Source organism: Cohnella soli (assembly GCF_042655525.1).
Classification (GTDB): domain Bacteria; phylum Bacillota; class Bacilli; order Paenibacillales; family Paenibacillaceae; genus Cohnella; species Cohnella soli.
The window spans coordinates 164,778-182,479 of record NZ_JBHSMI010000013.1 but is presented as its reverse complement, the minus strand read 5'-3'; the positions used below and the strand labels follow the sequence as shown (position 1 = coordinate 182,479).

Genomic DNA, 17,702 nt, shown 5'->3' with positions numbered 1-17,702 from the left:
CGCGAGCCGATATAGTACGCCACGATTAGGAGACTTGAGCAATGGAATGGATGAATCATCTCTTCGAGCAATATGGCTATATCGTATTGTTTGTCGGGTTGTTTACGGAATCGCTGGCGCTTCCCTTTCCCGGTGAGCTCGCAATGGCATTTGCCGGCCATCTGGCTGCCTTTGGTCATTTCAATCTCGCGATCGCAATGGTTTGCGCATTTCTCGGGGCTACCATCGGTACGACAATCACTTATTATTTAGGAAAAAAATTAGGCACGCCTTTTTTCGAAAAGTACGGCAAGTTCATCTTCTTAAACGCCAAACGATTCGACAAGCTAACAAAGTGGTTTGCGCGATATGGGAATAAGCTGTTGCTGGTCAGTTATTTTATCCCGGGCTTTCGACATTTCACGGGCTACTTCGCGGGAATATCGGGTATCCGTTTTCGTTACTTTCTAATCTTTAATCATCTTGGCGCATTGTTATGGGTAACGACATACGTCATGCTTGGCCATATTTTCAGCGATCAATTCGAAAAATTAATCCATATGATTTCTAAATACTCTATGAGATTCGTAATCTGCATTATCGCGGTATCGTTGCTCGTCCTCCTACTCAGAAAAGGTAAGGCAATCACGGGTTTTTCGAAAATAGAGAAGAAAGAAGTGACGGTCCATGAGCAGAAATAAGCGCGAGAAAATATTGATCCTTACGGGTACGCTGGGCGACGGGCACAATCAAGCGGCGAAGGCGATTCTCGAAGCGACGGGATTCTATCGTCCCGATGTTGAAGTGAAAATCGTGGATTTCTTGCAATGGAACCACCCTTATTTGCATTCAGTAGGCCGGTTCTGCTATGTGCAATGGGTAAAGGGGTTGCCTTCCGTATATGGGTACTTGTACCGCAAAACCCGCGACGAGAACACCTTATCCAACCTGTTCAAACGGTTAAGATCTTTTAGCGCGGATCGGATGCTGAAGCTGCTCGACGAGGTCGAACCGACCGTGGTCGTCAGCACTTTCCCCGGGGCGGCGTCGGCGATGTCCTACTTAAAGACTCAGCATATGACTGATGTTCCGACGGTAACGGTGATTACGGACTACACCGATCATAGCTACTGGGTTCATCCTTTTACCGATCGCTATATGGTGGGTGCCGATCATGTCAAGCAAGCGCTCGTTAAACATGGCGTCCCTGCGAGCTGCATCGAAGTAACGGGAATTCCGATTAAGCTATCCTTCACGCGCGCTTATAACCGGTCTGCGCTTTGCGAGAAACACGGCCTTGACCCGTCTAAGCCAGTTGTACTCATAATGGGAGGAGGAGAAGGGATCATTGGGAAGCAGTTGTCCACCCTCCTTAGAACAGAACAATTCTCGTGCGCTCTCCAATTTATTATCGTGTGCGGGCGGAACGAGAAGCTTAAAAAGGCTCTTGAAGACGAGCTGGGCAGCCAACAAACGAAGTCGCGCCACAAAGTCGTCATTACCGGTTTTGTAGATTATGTGCATGAATTGATGGCTTTATCCGATCTCATCGTGACCAAGCCAGGGGGAATTACCGTATCCGAAGCTTTAGCCCTCGAGCTTCCGATGATTTTATATAAGCCGATACCGGGGCAGGAACAGGAAAATTCGGCGTATTTGGTTCGAATCGGGGCTGCATTGGAAGCGCGGAACGGCACGGATTTGAAGGATCGGCTTCTGAGCGTGGTAGACAACCAGTCTTATCTTGCCGTCTTAAGGAACAACGCAAGGTTAAACAATCGCAAAGACGGTGCGTATAACGCCCTCACGGCCATCTTGCAGACGCAAAATCAATATGTTCCAGCATTCGAGAATACGCATGCGGTATACGCCGCCAATGCATAGGAGATATACTTGCCTGAGTGTGGCAAAGATAATGCTGAACTTTTCTAAGCGAGGGCGTATATGAACATTATCGTTGATGATTTATCGGGTGCAGAGATTAGGGCGCTACTCGAAGAGCATGTACGGGGGATGTACGAAGAGAGCCCGCCGGAGAGCGTGCATACGCTGGATCTCGAGCAGCTGCGCAAGCCGGAGATTACGTTCTGGAGCGTATGGGACGGTAACGAATTGGCCGGCTGCGGAGCGATCAAGGATCTTGGCGACGGACATGCCGAACTGAAGTCGATGCGGACGGCCTCCGCTCATTTAAGGAAAGGCGTGGCCAAGCTTCTTCTTGAGCATATTATCGTAGAAGCAAGAAGGCGCGGGTTCCGACAGCTCAGCTTGGAGACGGGCACGCCGCCGGGGTTCGTCCCCGCTCGCAAACTGTACGAAAGCTTCGGATTCCGCGTTTGCGGCCCATTTGCCGACTACAAAGAAGATCCGTACAGTCTATTTATGACGATGGAACTCGATTCTGTCTGAACCTTATGCAATCGTTAGTTCATGCCGCAGTTCAGCTCGCGGCCAGGACTAACGTTTTTTTTTTATTTTAGGGTGGACGATTTTAGCGACGATCTGAAAATGGCGGTATCTTGTGTGGATAACATTGTCGATCGACTTTGAAGCTTGTGGAAAAACGGCAATTGCTGTTCACGTTATACACAAAGTTGTGCACAAGTCTGTGTATAACTATGTGTATAAGGTGGGGATACGGGGCAGATTTTGTTGATAAAGCTGTGTGCTTTTGAGATTCTCTCGCTTTTCTTCGTAATTTGCAGCGATCGACTTGATTTAAAGTATACATAACTGGCGGAGACTCGATAAATTGAAGGTGCTGGTGCCGCCGCCATTCGGCTAATCTAACTCTTTCCATACTTGAACCTTTTCTTTCATGTAGGCGGAAGGCAGCGTCCCGGTCACTTTTTTGAACACTTTGTTGAAGTAAGATTGCTCGCAGAAGCCGAGAAACTCGGAAATTTCGCCGATGTTCATCCTTGAATTCGTTAAAAGATCTCGTGCAGCGGAGATGCGGATTTGCTGAATGTAGTCGGAGAGCGTCTGGCCTGTGGCTCGTCGGAAGATCGAACTCACGTAATTCGGCGTGCGTTCGACCAATGCGGCCAACTCGGCAACGGGAAGCGGCTCGCGATAATGCTCGAGGATGTAAGTCTGAAGATGCAGGACGAGGTTGTATGACTTGCTCGGCAACGATGGAGAATCGGCTTCCTCGTTCAATAGCGCGAGCAATTCCAGCAGGATCCCGTGACAGATCGTATTCGAGCAGGCTGATTTGCGCAGCCAATGCTGCGAAAGCAGGGAAAACCTCATGGTGAAATAATCGGCATTGTACGGATGGGCGTAACGCAGTCGAAAGTCCGAGAGCAGAGGGAGCTGTTCTCCATCGCCCTGATAGCGAAAATGGGCAGCGTACATCTCGTGCGCTTCGTTCGTGTGCTTATAAGCCTGTCGGACGACTCCTTGAGGAATGAACAGAACGTCGCCCTTGCGGAGCGCGTGGGATTGACCGTCAACGACGTACAGAAGCGAACCCTCTGTGATTAAGAGGAGGATATGGTTGTTGGTTCTGGAAGAGGGCACCTGCCAGTCCGGCTCGCAGTGCTCGAAATAAACGGATAGGGGCTCGATCATCGGAAGTCTCCTTTACTGGAAGCGGATCATGAGCCAATTGTAGTTGGAATCGTAGAAATACTCAAAGAAAAATTTCGGAGGTTCATCTCAAATGGGGAAAATAAAAGTTGGCGTTATCGGGGTTGGCGAAATCGCGCAAATCATTCACCTGCCTATTATGGAATCGTTGCCCGAGCTCTATGAGATGGTTGCCTTCTGCGATATTTCAGAGCGGCTCTTGGTTACGATTGGAGAGAAGTATCGGGTTAAGAAGTTGTATACGAATGCGAATACGATGCTCGAACAAGCCGAGCTCGACGCCGTATTCGTCTTGAACAATATGGAGTATCATACCGAATGCACGATCGCGGCGCTGAACAAGAACATCCACGTTTTCGTGGAAAAGCCCATGTGCGTGACGGAAGCGGAGGCTCGCGCGATCATCGAAGCCCGGAACGCTTCCCGTGCGAGCGTGATGGTCGGCTACATGAGAAGATTCGCGCCGGCGTATCTACGGGCCGTGGAAGAGGTGAAGTCGCTGGGACCGATCAACTATGCGCGGATTCGAGACATTATTGGTCCCAATCGGTTTTTCACGAGCCAATTCGGTCATGTTTACAGATTCGACGATATTCCCGCCGAAGCGATGCAAGAACGCAGGCAGAGGAACGCCAGATTGATGAGGGAAGCCGTCGGGGAGGCTTCGGACGAGATCTATGCTGCCTATGGCCTTCTACTCGGGCTCAATAGCCATGATGTATCGGCCATGAGAGAGATGCTCGGCTCGCCGACCAGGGTGAAAGCAGCGGCGTCCTGGAGGGGAGGATCTTTCAAGAGCGTTATCTTCGAATTCGATGGCTTTAACGCTACATTGGAGACGGGCGTAGATCAACAGGGGAGGTTCGACGCGCATATCGAAGTATATGGCGAACGAAAATCGATCCTCGTTCAGTACGATACGCCATATCTTCGCCAGTTACCTACCACCTTGCGGATTCGGGAGACGATCGGAGACGGTTTCGAAGAGACGGTTGTTCGCCCGACATACAAGGATGCGTACGTGTACGAGCTGGAATACTTTCACGAAGTCGTGACGGAGGGCAAGGAGCCCAAGACGACACCAGAGGATTATTTGCAGGATCTCGCGATTTTCAAGATGATCGTGGATGCGATCCGATCGTGATTCGAAGGAATCGACGTCATTTATAGTGTACGGCTTCGCCGAGGGACGGCTACAGTTAAGTAGGATAGGACTGTCAGGACTAGATGGGGAAGGCGAGTGAGTAACAATGGACGCTCGAGAACAAGAGAAGACGAAGTCATTGGATGCCAATATGCGGGTTCCGGTGAATAGCGACAGTGACTTGGAATGGCATTCTCCGTTACGGGCGCCGTTTCGGATTACGGGACTTCCATGGCTTGAGCAAGATGGCGTCTATCGAAGATTGCCGGTTCGGCCCAATCATCCGCTGCGACCGGAGGTGGACCGGCTCGCGAATTTCACGACCGGCGTGCAGGTCCGCTTCCGTACGGATTCGCCGAAACTGTTCGTTCGAGTCGGGCTCGCGGACAAAGCTGTCATGTACCAAATGCCCGCCACGGGACAATGCGGCGTCGATTGCTATATTGGCGAGTTGGGCGATCAACGTTACGTGAATACGGCCCGTTTCGATATGGCGGCTACCGAATACGAATCCGTGCTCTACGATGCTTTTCCGCGTCAGATGCGGGACATTACGCTTAATCTTCCGTTATACCAGGGCGTGAAGGAGCTATGGATCGGTGTCACGGCTGGTTCAGAGCTTAAGGAGTTCCCGGATTTCCCTTCCACAAGGAAGGTTCTCGTCTACGGAACCTCCATTACTCACGGAGCTTGCGCTTCCCGCCCCGGTATGGCCTACCCCAATATTCTAAGCCGCAGCCTGCCAATCGAGTTCGTCAGCTTCGGTTTCTCCGGCAACGCGCAAGGAGAGCCCGAGCTCGCCCATCTGCTCGCGCAAGTTGACGATCCGGCGTTACTGATTCTGGATTACGAAGCCAATGTGCCGAGTATGCAGCGACTTCGGGATTCATTGCCTGAATTTATCGGCATCTACCGGGAACGTCATCCCGGCGTACCGATTCTCGTCGTGTCGCAGATTCGAATGGCCAGAGAGGCCTTCGACGAAGGTGCGCGGAACGGCCGCGAGGAGCGCAAGCAAATCCAACGGGCAACGGTTGAGCGATTAATAGAAGCAGGGGATGCGAATCTTCATTTCTTCGATGGCTCGGACCTGCTGGGTGCGGACTATCAGGATTGTACCGCCGACGGCATCCATCCTTCCGATCTGGGCTATTCCCGCATCGCGAAGTCGCTTGAACCTGTTCTGAGAGAGTTGCTGGCTTTCGAATTTTTAATCCAATCGTAGAATTACTCCAATATTTGTTGTTCCGTTTCTACCCATGCCAACCTCCATTTCCTATACTCAAGTTGAACTGAACTTAGAGGAGGACACGGGACAAGTGAACAAATCGATTGTTAGAAAAAAAGCCCGAGTAGGCGTGATGACCGTCGGGCACGAGCCTTATTGGGGACAGTTCCCCGGACTGAAAGACGAGTTGGAAGGCTACGGGAAACAATTCGAATCCATGCTTCGCGGCCAAGAGGTGGAGGTCGTCTCGGCTGGATTCGTCGATAGCGTCGAAAAGTCCTTCGCGGCGGCGGCCCTTTTGAAGTCGCAGAGCATCGATTTTCTATTCGTCAACTTAAGTACTTATGTCACTTCATCCTCGGCAGCAACTCCGATTCTGAATCTGTCGCTGCCTACTGTGCTCGTCGCGCTGCAGCCCCTGCCGCGATTGGATTACCAGAAGACGACGACGTACATGCAGCTCGCGAACGACAACATCTGCTCCTTGCCGGAGATCGCCGGCGTCCTCGTTCGCGCCGGCAAGCCTGCAGCAGGGATGGTCATAGGAACCTTGAACAATGATCCGCTCGTGGCGGCGCAGCTAAGGGAATGGTGTCAGGTCGCGAACGCTCGAGCTGCCTTCAAGCATGCGAAAATCGGGTATTTGGGCCATACGTACGAAGGCATGTACGATATGAACTCGGACCCCACCGCTTTTACGCTGTCTTTCGGCTCGCACGTGCAGATGCTGGAGATGTGCGACCTGGCCAGCTTTGTCAACAGCGTTACGACCGTCGAAGTCGCCGACAAAGTTGAGGAGATCCGCAGCGTATTCACGATCGCCGATCCCTTCATCGATCCGATTACAAGAATCGTCAGACCGGAAGATCTCGATTGGTCCGCCCGTGTTGCCGTGGGCTTGGATAAGCTGATCGCGGAATTCGGGCTGACGGGTCTCGCTTATTATTACAAGGGAACGGACAATAACGAGTACGAACGTATCGCCTCCAATATGGTGCTAGGCAACTCATTGTTGACGGGCAAAGGCATTCCCCTCGCTGGGGAAGCTGACTTGAAGACGTGTGCGGCAATGCTGATCATGGATCGGCTTGAAGCGGGAGGCTCCTTCGCAGAGCTGCATCCTTGCGATTTCATCGACGATATTGTACTGGTCGGACATGACGGTCCTCATAACATTCGGATCAGCGACGGCCAGCCCGTCATCCGCGGACTTGATCTTTTTCATGGTAAACGCGGGTCCGGCATCGGCGTCGAGTTCAGCATCCGGTCGGGGCCGGTCACCCTGCTCAGCATCTCGCAGACGGCGAACGGCAAGTTCAAGCTGATCGCGGCGGAAGGGGAATCGATCAAAGGCCCCATTCCGCAGACGGGCAATACGAATACGCGTTGTCACTTCGGCTGCAGCGTCGCAGAATTCGTTGAGAAGTGGTGCTCTGCCGGGCCGACTCACCATTTCGCCTTGGGGATCGGACATGTGAATTCGCAAATCCGCAAGCTCGCTCAGACGATGGATATCGAGTTGCAGATCGTGTAAACCAATGGTGCAACGGGGAAGGACGGAAGGCAATGAAACAGGCAAAGGGAAGCAATGCATTAAAGAGGGTTACGCTGGAAATGAGTCTGAAGCCTTTTATCAGCATGGCTCCCTCGGCCATCGACGCGACGTGCGCGGAAGCTATTCGGCAATGGATGCCTTTAATTGGAATGGCCGACAGTTGTTCGATGCTGCTCTGGGTTGCGGACGGGAGCGAGATTTTGACGTGGGAAGGTCGAATGGACGGCGAGATCGAATGGGGGCGTTATATCGGATTCGCGAACGAAGACAAGTTCGGTCACGTTGCGGGCTCGGACGACCCGAGAATCGCCAAAGTCTACAGGCCTGACGCTTGTCGCCTGACTTATGGGGATTTGCGAACGATCGTAGCGTCGTTCAAGCGCATCGCCCGAGAGAGGTTCGGCGTTCGGATGGAGGTGGGGGCCACCTTCGACGCGGGACCCGAGTTCGCCTATTCCGATTTCAAATATAAGCTGCATCCGGAAATTAACCGCGCAGTATTGGGCGGAAGCGAGGTGAGCTTAAAGGCGGACTATACGGTCGTCTGCACGTGGTCGAAGCTGCATGAGGATCGGGCGCCCTATGCGGCCTATCCGAACGGAATTCCCGAGGGCACGCCGTTCGGGGAGTTTCTGGGACGGCAATGCGCAAGTTTCTTGCCGGCGCTTGGCTTCGATTACATCTGGTTCTCCAACGGCTTCGGCTTTTCCTACTTCCCATGGACGTACCTCGGCGCGAACTTCGACGGGACGAACTTGCCGCTTGCGGATCCGGAAGAGTTGTCGGCGAGCGCGCTCTCGTTCTGGGAACTCTTCAAGAAGGAATGCCCCGACTATCGGACGGAAGTTCGTGGCACGAACTTCGGATCGGGGATGGATATCGCCAAGGACTTCATACCGTTGCAGCAACTGTATCGCAGAAAATATATCGAGCTGCCGCCTCCGAATTCGCCGTGGGGAGCGCTCAACTTCGACTTCGGGTTGGAAGTGACATCCTATATGTCGCGAATTGCGGTTCTGCCTGGAGAGACGTACCCGTATCGCTTCTATCCGAACGACCCTTGGTTCTGGCAGAACCCTTGGTGGGATCTGTACGATCGGGAGCCCCACGATATCTACTGTCCGTTGTCGGTCGCCCGGATGAATCGCGACGGCGAATTGGAGAACCCGGGAATCTTCGAGATTCTGACGATCGATACCGAGAAGGGGGAACTAAACGAAGATTGCCCGGCGGAAGTCATTCCGCATTTGCGCCGAGCGATTCGGGACTTCCCTGACAAGGCCGGCATTCTGACCTGGCTGTATCCGTTCAGCGAGTATAGTGCCTCCGTGGAACGATCGGCAGAAGCTTCTAAGTTGATTTTCTTCGAAGAATGGTTCGTGCGCAACGCGGTCAATCAAGGTTTGCCGCTCAATACCGTACTCAGCACCGACGATTTCGCGGCGATGAGCGTCGAGACGCGGGAACGGCTGCAGGAGACGATCCTGTTCACCCCGACTTCTTGGATGCAAGGGGCCGATGCCGCACGTCTCGTCTCTTATGTTCAAGCGGGAGGAAAAGTTCTGCTGTATGGGGTGGTGACCGATCCGACCTTGCGTCAACTGCTGAACATCCGGCAGGCGGAGGGAGACGGCCTTCACGGCCGCATGGAAGTAACCGGACTCTCTTCGTTGCCGAACGACTTGTCGTCTGCTTCGGGCGGCTCCGCTTCTCGGATCCTCGACCACAACCCGCTCATCGGCGGAGGGACGATTAACGATGTCCTGGCGGATCATGAAGATCGCGGCACGAAGGTGCGCGCGACAGCGATCCAAGGAGATCGGGCACGCATAGTTGCGCTGACCAGGCAATTGCCGGATTGGGGAGGCGGCCAAGTCGCATGGGTTCGCGGGTCGCTGCCATTCGAGACGGGAGCCGTTACCCATCTGCCGGTTCGTCAGCCTGACGAGTTGATGGACATCGCGGTACTGGCTCGTTATTTGCTCGCGGATTTCGGCTATGGGTTGCTGCAGACGAAAGAAGAAGCAGCTACCAAGCCGGCGCTTCTCTTCATCGGGCGCAAGGACAACGCGTTCCTCTTCACGGGTTGCCGACAGGATACATCGGTCGCGCTTCGGATGGGCTTCCCGGAAGGGTCGCCGATCATCATCGGACAGACGACGAAAGTCGGCCCGGACGTCTCGACTTATTCGCTGGATCGTACTTTCCATGACGAATGCCGCGTATTCGCTAGGCAACGTCATTCCAGTTCGGTCGCTTGCCGGGAGATGTCGCCTATGCCGACGCCGAACAGGGGCACGCAACGCGTCATTGCCGTTACAGGTTTTCACGAAGCGGACGTGACGATCTACCCGCCGCTCGATTCTTTGCTAGCGGGAGAAGTCGAAGTGAAGCTGGGCAACGCGTACCTGGACCTCGACGGCTGCGTATACGACAACGATCGCATTCGGCTTGGGAATATTAGCGGTTCTCTAGAGATTTCCTGGTAAAAGGGGGCCTTGAAATGAAGCATAAATTCGCCATCCAGCTCTTTACGCTGCGCCAACAATGCGAGAAGGACATGCCGGGCACGCTCCGGGAATTGAAGCGGATGGGCTGGGCGGGAGTAGAGACCGCCGGGCTGCATGGCTATTCGGCGGAAGAGATTGCCGAGACGCTGCGGGAGACGGGGCTGAAGACCGCAGGAATGCACGTGTCGCTGGAGCGGTTGCGGGACGAGACGGACAGCGTCATGAAGGAAGCCAAGCTGCTGAATACGAACTACTTGATCTGTCCGTCGGTTCCGCACGAGTGGCGCAACGAGTGGGGTTACGAACGGCTGCGTGCGGAACTGAACGCGATTGCCGCCAAAGTACAGCCCGAAGGTTTCGCGGTCGGCTTCCATAATCATGCCTTCGAATTCGATACGCGAGTGTCTGATACGGACGCGTTAACGTATGTGCTCGAGCCATCGCCGGACAACGCAGTGCTTGCGGAAATTGATGTATACTGGATTACGAAAGCCGGCAAGGATCCGACAACGTTTTTACATCCCTACTCCGGTCGGGCGCCGACGCTGCATCTGAAGGATATGACGCGCGACGAGAGAAGAACGTATGCCGAGATCGGTACGGGTGCTATTGATTTCGTCCCGATCTTGCGCTGGGGAGAGAGCAACGGCGTCGAGTGGTACGTCGTGGAACAAGATCAATGCGAAGGCGACGCGCTGGATAGCGCGAGAATCAGCCTGGCGAATTTATATGAATTGGCCGACCGCGAACGCGACCTGAGCGATTAAGGGGGCGCGAGTTCGGCGAGGGGCCGGCGGATGCCGGTCCCTTAAGCTTTTTGTTGCAAGCCAGTCAGCCAGCGAAGGTACTCTCTCTCGGATCTGACTCGGAAGAGGAGGACAACTGCTTGAACATACGCCCGTTTTTCGGCGCCAAATCCTATTTCGTCCGAACGGTTCTATGGATCAGCGTGGCGATTCTATTCATCATCGGCGTTCTGTCCACCGTGGTTTTTCTAAAGACGCAAAGTCTATTCGTGAAAAATCAATACGCGTCCAATCAGAAGATTCTGTATCAGGTGAAATACAATATGGGATTCATGGACCAGACGATCGGCAATCTATGCAAAACCCTTTACCTAAACAACGATGTAAGCGCTATTATGTATGCGAAGCAAGAGGATATGGTCGACGTGGCGAATCGGCTTAACAAAGTCGTCAGCTCGATCACCTCGGCCAATCCGTATATACACTCCATCAGTATTTATAACCGCAATCTAGATCAAGCTTACAACGCGGGCAGTCCGCTTTTTTTCGAAGACAAGCTGCTTCTCGATATTTATAACAACGATCAATCGGTTCCGAAAATGAAGCCAATCTTCCGGGATATCAAGAAGCTGGTCAACGGCAAAGAAGAGCCCGATCCCGTATTCTCCTATGTCATCTACGAGACTTCGGCGGGCGATCTGAAGCCGGACGGCGTCGTCATTATCAACGTCAGATCCAAGTGGTTGATCGACAACATTCAACAGATCAATATGGTCGATAAGCGTAATGGGGATAATGTATTTATGATGGACCAGTCCGGACAATATCTGGATGACGGAACAGGCGATCAAGCGATCATGAAGTGGTTGAGGGCGGATTGGGTCTCCTATCGGAATGATCATCCGGAAGCCGAGCCCGATGGCTTCTTCCAAAGCAAGCACGACGGAACTTCCTATTTGATCACCTATTCGAATGTCGATAGCGCAGGGATGACGCTTCTGAAGACGCAGCCCGTCTTCGAGGTGTATAAGTACATCAAGAGTTTGAAGACAAGCATCGCACTCATTACGCTGGTCGTCGTTCTTCTGGCGCTTGCTCTATCCATCGCGATCTCGCGGCGCATTTACCGGCCGGTAGGGAAGCTTGTCAGCTCGGTGAAGTCGGATCGCGTGCGCAGATCGGATCATGATGTGGTCATCGATGAATTTTCTTACTTGAACACCGTTTATCGGCAATCTATGGAACAGCTCGATCTGTTCGATAAGGAGAAGTATCAATACAAGGACGTCATGAAGCATTATTGGCTGAGCCGCTTGCTGACGGAAGGCCCGTCGATTCCTCAGCCCGAGCTGCGAACGATTTTCAAAGAAATGAAGTTCGCGTTGCCTGTGGAGGGCGAGTACGCCGTTTGTATATTGAAGCTCGATAACTACAAGGAGCTTCAGCATACGTTTACCTCGAAGGATAGGGAGACGATCCGCTTCGCAATGATCAATATCGCTTCGGAGATCGTCGCCCGCAAATATCCGAATGAGGGCCTGGATATGAAGGACGACCACGTGCTACTCCTCGTCAACGTTCCGGAAGGGGACGATATGTTCCCGAGCGATATGATCGCCCTGCTGAAGGACGCCCAGGAAACGGTTTCACGTTATTTTAAGGTTTCTTTTACGGCATCGATAAGCGACAGCGTGAATCGATTAGGCGGGTTGCACGACTCGTACAACCATGCATTGGACCAGTCGATGTACCGATTGCTTCTTGGGCATAGTTCCGTCATCACGTCCGAGACGGTCAAGAAAAAAGCGGAAAGCAAAAAGACGGGTTATTCCAAGGAACTTGAGGAATGGCTCGTAGAGACGATTAAGTCCGGGAACGTACCCGCTATGAAGAAAGTGCTGGCGACCCTATTCGAAGAGACATCGACGCTTAACTATCACAACGCTCTTGTAACGATTATCCGCTTGGCGGACGCGGTTTTCGGAGCTATGGAGCACGCGAAGGGATCATCCTCGATTGCTTTGCCTCTCTCCTCGATCACCCGTAGTCTTCTGGAGAAGGAAACGATCGGCGAGATTCATCGTACTTTATGGGGCGTCCTGCAAGATTCGTTCAGTAACGAGCAGTTGGAGGCGCCGAATACGATGAACCATTTCGTCGTCGACGCGGTTACCGAATACATTCATAAAAATTATCAGGATGCTTCCTTAAGTTTGTCGTCCGTCGCCGCGATGATGAAGCTCTCCACGAGAAACTTGAGCAAAATCTACAAGGAAGCTACGCAAATCTCGATTCCCGATTATATTAACGAGTTTCGATTGGCTAAGGCGGCGGAACTGCTCATCCATCACGACCTGAGCGTAATCGAAGTCTCGAAGCGGGTCGGCATTCTTAACGAAACGTACTTCTTCAGCTTATTTAAGAAGAAATATAAGGTTACGCCCAAGGAATACGCCCTTCAGCGCAACGTCAATCGAGTCATTGCGGAGTAAGTGTAAGCAACAATGAATTCCCTATACGATCCCCTGGCACTTGGGTCATTCATGACCCTCGATTGCCGGGGGATTTTTCGTTAGGAAAGCGAATTTCGGGCCTTTCGAAGCCTGTTCCGGGAGAGAAAACGAGATGTGGAACATATGCCCTAATTTGAAGCCGTTCAGCCGCAGAAATACAGCATTCAGAGCCTTTGATTAGAGGAAAATACCGAATTTGAAATATACAATCGTGGGGCGTGTCGCCTAAAGTTGGGGTATCGAAGCGGGCAAACAAAAAAAGGAAGTGTGGACCGGATGCTAAAGGTTTTCAAACGTAACATGGGATTGTCGGCGCTGGCGCTGCCGGGCTTCCTTCTGATCGTTCTTTTTAATTACGTGCCGCTCTACGGATTGTTGCTCCCGTTCAAGAGCTACAGATACAACCTGGGCATATGGAACAGCCCTTGGGTCGGATGGTCCAACTTCGGCTTCCTGTTCCACGGGAACGTGCTCTATCGGGTGCTGCGCAATACGATTGTGTATAACATGACCTTTATCGTGCTCGGGACGCTGCTCTCCGTCACGATCGCGCTGCTGCTATACGAGCTTAGCCGGAAATTCGTGAGAGCTTATCAGACGATGCTGTTCATTCCTTACTTTATTTCCTGGGTCGTTGCGGGATTCGCGTTTCGATCGCTGTTCGATATGGATTACGGCGTCATTAACCGCTTACTGGTCTGGCTGGGCGAAGAGCCGATTCTGTGGTACAGCGAACCGAAGTATTGGCCTTACATCTTGGTAGCGGCAGCAGTGTGGAAAGGCATCGGCTATGGCTCCGTCATCTATTACGCAGCGCTAATGGGGATTGATGCGGAGTATTACGATGCGGCCAGAATCGACGGAGCCAGCAAAATAAGGCAAGCGCTCTCCATCTCCGTGCCGATGATCAAATCCATCATCATTATGATCGTCATCCTTCAGATCGGAAGCATCTGCTACAGCGATTTCGGGTTGTTCTACAATGTGACCTTAAATTCCTCGTTGCTCTATCCGACGACGGACGTCATCGATACTTTCGTCTATCGCTCGCTGATTGATATGGGCGATATCGGCATGGCATCCGCCGCAGGTTTCTTCCAATCGATCGTCGGCTTCCTGCTCGTGCTCATCACGAATACGATCGTCCGCAAAATCAATCCGGAAAATTCTCTCTTCTAAGGAGCGGGACCATGAACGCATTCAAGATGACCCCATCGCGGCGGCCTGCGTCCTGGGGCAAGTCGATCATCCATCTCGTATTTATCGCACTGTGCATCGCGTGTCTTTTTCCTTTCCTGGTCATCATAGGGACTTCCTTTCAAAGCGAGAACGACATCGTCAAATTCGGTTATTCCGTCATCCCGAAGAACTTTACTTTCGATGCCTATCGGGTGATCCTGCACGACCCCGGGGTGCTTCTGCAATCCTATCTCGTCACGATCGTTACGACGGTCGGAGGCTCCCTGATCGGCATGTGGGTCACGACCACGTACGCCTACGCGATCTCGCGCAAAGATTATCGCTACCGTTCCTTTCTTGCCTTCTTTATTTTCTTCACGATGCTTTTCCACGGGGGAATGGTTCCTTCTTATATTCTGATGGTCAAATGGCTGGGGCTCAAAGATAACATTCTGGCTCTCATCCTTCCCTACCTGATCAGCGGCTGGTTCGTGCTGCTGATGAAAGGTTTCCTGCAGACGATACCGGATGCGATCATCGAATCGGCCAAAATCGACGGGGCGGGCGAGCTGCGGATTTTCGCCCGAATCGTGCTGCCGATCTCGAAGCCGGCGCTCGCGACATTAGGTTTGTTCTTCGCGTTGCAGTATTGGAACGATTGGTGGCTCACCTTGCTGTACGTGGAGAACGATCACCTGATGAAGCTGCAATATTTGCTCATTCGCGTCTTGAAGAACATGGAGCATTTGAATTCCGCGGAGGCGTTGCAATACGGGCTCGTCAAACCCGGCATGCTCGTGCCTTCGTTAAGCGCGCGCATGGCGATGTGCATACTGGCCGCAGGGCCGATGCTTCTTGTCTTCCCGCTGTTCCAGAAATATTTCGTCCAAGGGTTGACGGTAGGCTCGGTCAAAGGCTGATAATTACAGCATCGGGACGAGAGTCCCGCGGCTGCCAATTATAAATGAAGGACCAATATAAGGGAGGCAATCCAAGTGAGATCTGCGCAGACAAAAGGTTCGAAGCAGTTTGGAAAGGGAACGGCGGTTTTGCTCGCGGCGATGCTAATCGCCAGCGGGTGCGGCAACGGCAATAATGGCGGCAAAAATGAGAGCGCTTCAAGCGGAAGTCCGACGGCGAGCCCAAGCGGCAGCGCCGGAGCGTCGCCAGCCGCGTCGCAGCAACCGGATGGGGGCAGCGAGACGAAGGACTTCGTCAAACTCAGCTGGTACATGCCGAAACCGATCGACAACATGAAGGATCAGGATGCGGTCGAGGCGGAAGCGAACAAAATGATCAAGGAGAAATTGAATGCGGAGCTTCATTTCAACTTGATCGACACTGCGGGCTGGGAAGATAAGATGAAGCTGATCTCGGCCGCCGGCGAGCCTTACGACCTCGTATTTACGACCTATTCGATGAACCGGATTAACGATAACGTGCAGAAGGGGGCTTTCCTGCCGCTTGACGACCTTCTTCAGAAGTACGGGCAGGACATCTTGAAGAAGGTAGACCCTCGCGCTTGGAAAGCGGTGACCTACAAAGGCAAGATTATGGCGATTCCGGCTCAGACGCCTTATTCGCCCGGCAGCGCTCACGTCTTCAAAAAGGACTTGGTCGAGAAATACAACTTCGACTACAAGAACGTCAAGAGCATTAAAGACCTTGAGCCTTACTTGGCGATGATCAAGAAGAACGAACCGAATATGATTCCGCTCCTCGCCACCGCGAACGGAACGGCGTCCGGCATTACTTTGTACGATTATACGACGCTCTCGCCCGGTATCTCGTACAGCGAGAAGGACGGCAAAATCGTGAAAATTCTGGATGTGGAGCAGAACAAAGAAAACTACAGGACGATTAACGACTTTTACAAGAAAGGCTACATTGCCAAGGACGCGGCGATCAAGACCGATTACTTGGCGGAAGCGAAGTCCGGCAAGTATGCGGTCATGCGCGATTCGGGCGGCTACACGGAAGACGGTTCGAAGTCGACGGCGACTTACGGTTTCCCGACAGTGGAGACGCTCACCGGCTATCCGACGATCTCGACCAATTCGATGACGGCTGCCGCGACGGCGATTAGCGCAACCTCGAAAAACCCCGAGAGAGCGATGATGCTGTTGAACGAGATCTGGAAAGATAAGTACCTGCTTAACACGCTGGCATACGGCGTCGAAGGCAAGAACTACACGGTCAAGGCCGGCAAGGTGACAGACGATAACCCGACGATCGAAGCGAAGAGCGGCGCCGAACAGACGTGGGCAATCTGGCACAACTGGCTTGGGCCGTTGTGGGATCAGTGGGATTCGAACTGGAACTCGACAGCCGCGCTCGAAGCAATGCGGAAAAATAACGAGAACGGCAAGGCGTCCGGCGCGCTCGGCTTCATCTTTAACCCCGAGCCGGTCAAGACGGAGATTGCGCAAGTGAGCGCCATTCAGAAGGAATCGAATCCGATTCTGACGACGGGGTCGATGACCGACTTCGACAAGTATTATACCGATCTGCAAAAGAAACTGGTCGATGCCGGAATCGACAAAATTTTGGCCGAGGTCCAGAAACAGTTCGACGCTTGGAAAGCGGAAAACCAATAAATAGCGTTCCCTGACAACGGCGTCCCTGCTTCAATGGAAGTGGGGGCGTCTTTTTTAATAAAAGTCGAAGAAATGACAATCAGCGCGGGAGATCGAATGGCTCTCGACACCGGCAAACGTATAGATCATCGTGAAAATTTTACCGAACGTCGTGTGGGGGGGGGGGTGAGATCCGGCGTCCCGACGGTCGTCAGCGTCATCACGCAGAAGTAGAGCGAGATCATGGGGTTCCTCCTTGGCGTTGGCAGGGATGAGCGTACGTTTATTGTGGGCAATTCCCTTGGAAATAGTCGGGAGCGATAAAGGGATTACGATTGGCGGGTTGGCCTTCCGATAAGGTAGAATAAGGTATAAGACCTTCAGAGGAGAGTTCAGATGGCCAACAGGAAAAAAATGCTGTACAAGCTCGGGCTCGGCTTCATTATCGCATCGTTTATGTTGTGGGTCGCACCCTTCGTCGTGCCGTTCATGCCGCTCAGCGCCGGAGCGAAGGCGGGTATCATTACAGTGGCGCTCATTGTTGCGGAAGCGTTGTTCTGGGTCGGCGTACTATTCGTCGGGAAAGAAGTCGCGAAGAAGATCAGAGGTTATGTTAACCCGAGTAACTGGCGCAAGAAACCAAAGCCGGGGCCGGATAAGGACGGGCAAGGGAACTGA

14 protein-coding genes are annotated in these 17,702 nt (G+C 52.8%); 13 read left to right on the top strand and 1 reads right to left on the bottom strand.

Annotated elements, in window-relative coordinates; translation table 11 throughout:
* Positions 1–41: 41 nt before the first annotated feature.
* From ACFPOF_RS07730 to ACFPOF_RS07720, 3 genes are read left to right on the top strand one after another with little or no spacing between them, the layout of a single operon-like run.
* Entirely contained in the window at positions 42–680 is a 639-nt protein-coding gene (locus ACFPOF_RS07730; protein ID WP_378131245.1) for a DedA family protein, read from the top strand.
* Positions 667–1,863, top strand: a complete 1,197-nt coding sequence (locus ACFPOF_RS07725) for an MGDG synthase family glycosyltransferase (protein WP_378131243.1) — start codon at positions 667–669, stop codon at positions 1,861–1,863. The genes ACFPOF_RS07730 and ACFPOF_RS07725 overlap by 14 nt, the downstream gene beginning before the upstream one ends.
* Before the next feature lie 60 nt (positions 1,864–1,923).
* A complete protein-coding gene (locus tag ACFPOF_RS07720) occupies positions 1,924–2,388 on the top strand; it encodes a GNAT family N-acetyltransferase (RefSeq protein WP_378131241.1) in 465 nt (154 codons plus the stop codon).
* Positions 2,389–2,760: 372 nt separating this feature from the next.
* Here the strand turns inward: ACFPOF_RS07720 and ACFPOF_RS07715 are convergent, their stop codons facing one another.
* Positions 2,761–3,555, bottom strand: coding sequence for a helix-turn-helix domain-containing protein (locus ACFPOF_RS07715; protein ID WP_378131239.1), 795 nt, complete (start codon positions 3,553–3,555; stop codon positions 2,761–2,763).
* Positions 3,556–3,646: 91 nt separating this feature from the next.
* On the opposite strand from ACFPOF_RS07715, the gene ACFPOF_RS07710 reads away from it, so the two are divergent.
* The 10 genes from ACFPOF_RS07710 to ACFPOF_RS07665 all read left to right on the top strand — a co-directional run bounded on the left by ACFPOF_RS07710 (position 3,647) and on the right by ACFPOF_RS07665 (position 17,702).
* Entirely contained in the window at positions 3,647–4,717 is a 1,071-nt protein-coding gene (locus tag ACFPOF_RS07710; protein ID WP_378131237.1) for a Gfo/Idh/MocA family oxidoreductase, read from the top strand.
* Between the two features lie 106 nt (positions 4,718–4,823).
* Entirely contained in the window at positions 4,824–5,942 is a 1,119-nt protein-coding gene (locus tag ACFPOF_RS07705) for an SGNH/GDSL hydrolase family protein (RefSeq protein WP_378131235.1), read from the top strand.
* 94 nt (positions 5,943–6,036) lie between these two features.
* Positions 6,037–7,479, top strand: a complete 1,443-nt coding sequence (locus tag ACFPOF_RS07700; RefSeq protein WP_378131233.1) for an L-arabinose isomerase family protein — start codon at positions 6,037–6,039, stop codon at positions 7,477–7,479.
* 32 nt (positions 7,480–7,511) lie between these two features.
* Entirely contained in the window at positions 7,512–9,989 is a 2,478-nt protein-coding gene (locus ACFPOF_RS07695) for a hypothetical protein (RefSeq protein ID WP_378131231.1), read from the top strand.
* A gap of 14 nt (positions 9,990–10,003) precedes the next feature.
* Positions 10,004–10,777, top strand: coding sequence for a sugar phosphate isomerase/epimerase family protein (locus ACFPOF_RS07690; protein WP_378131229.1), 774 nt, complete (start codon positions 10,004–10,006; stop codon positions 10,775–10,777).
* A gap of 119 nt (positions 10,778–10,896) precedes the next feature.
* A complete protein-coding gene (locus ACFPOF_RS07685; RefSeq protein ID WP_378131227.1) occupies positions 10,897–13,248 on the top strand; it encodes a helix-turn-helix domain-containing protein in 2,352 nt (783 codons plus the stop codon).
* Between the two features lie 297 nt (positions 13,249–13,545).
* Positions 13,546–14,448, top strand: a complete 903-nt coding sequence (locus ACFPOF_RS07680) for an ABC transporter permease (RefSeq protein WP_378131225.1) — start codon at positions 13,546–13,548, stop codon at positions 14,446–14,448.
* 11 nt (positions 14,449–14,459) lie between these two features.
* The gene (locus tag ACFPOF_RS07675; RefSeq protein WP_378131223.1) at positions 14,460–15,368 is read left to right on the top strand and encodes a carbohydrate ABC transporter permease; all 909 of its coding nucleotides are present in this window, start codon (positions 14,460–14,462) and stop codon (positions 15,366–15,368) included.
* A gap of 75 nt (positions 15,369–15,443) precedes the next feature.
* A complete protein-coding gene (locus tag ACFPOF_RS07670) occupies positions 15,444–17,045 on the top strand; it encodes an ABC transporter substrate-binding protein (protein ID WP_378131221.1) in 1,602 nt (533 codons plus the stop codon).
* A gap of 375 nt (positions 17,046–17,420) precedes the next feature.
* Positions 17,421–17,702 (top strand): transporter suffix domain-containing protein, encoded by a 282-nt coding sequence (locus ACFPOF_RS07665; protein ID WP_378131219.1) that lies wholly within the window; start codon positions 17,421–17,423, stop codon positions 17,700–17,702.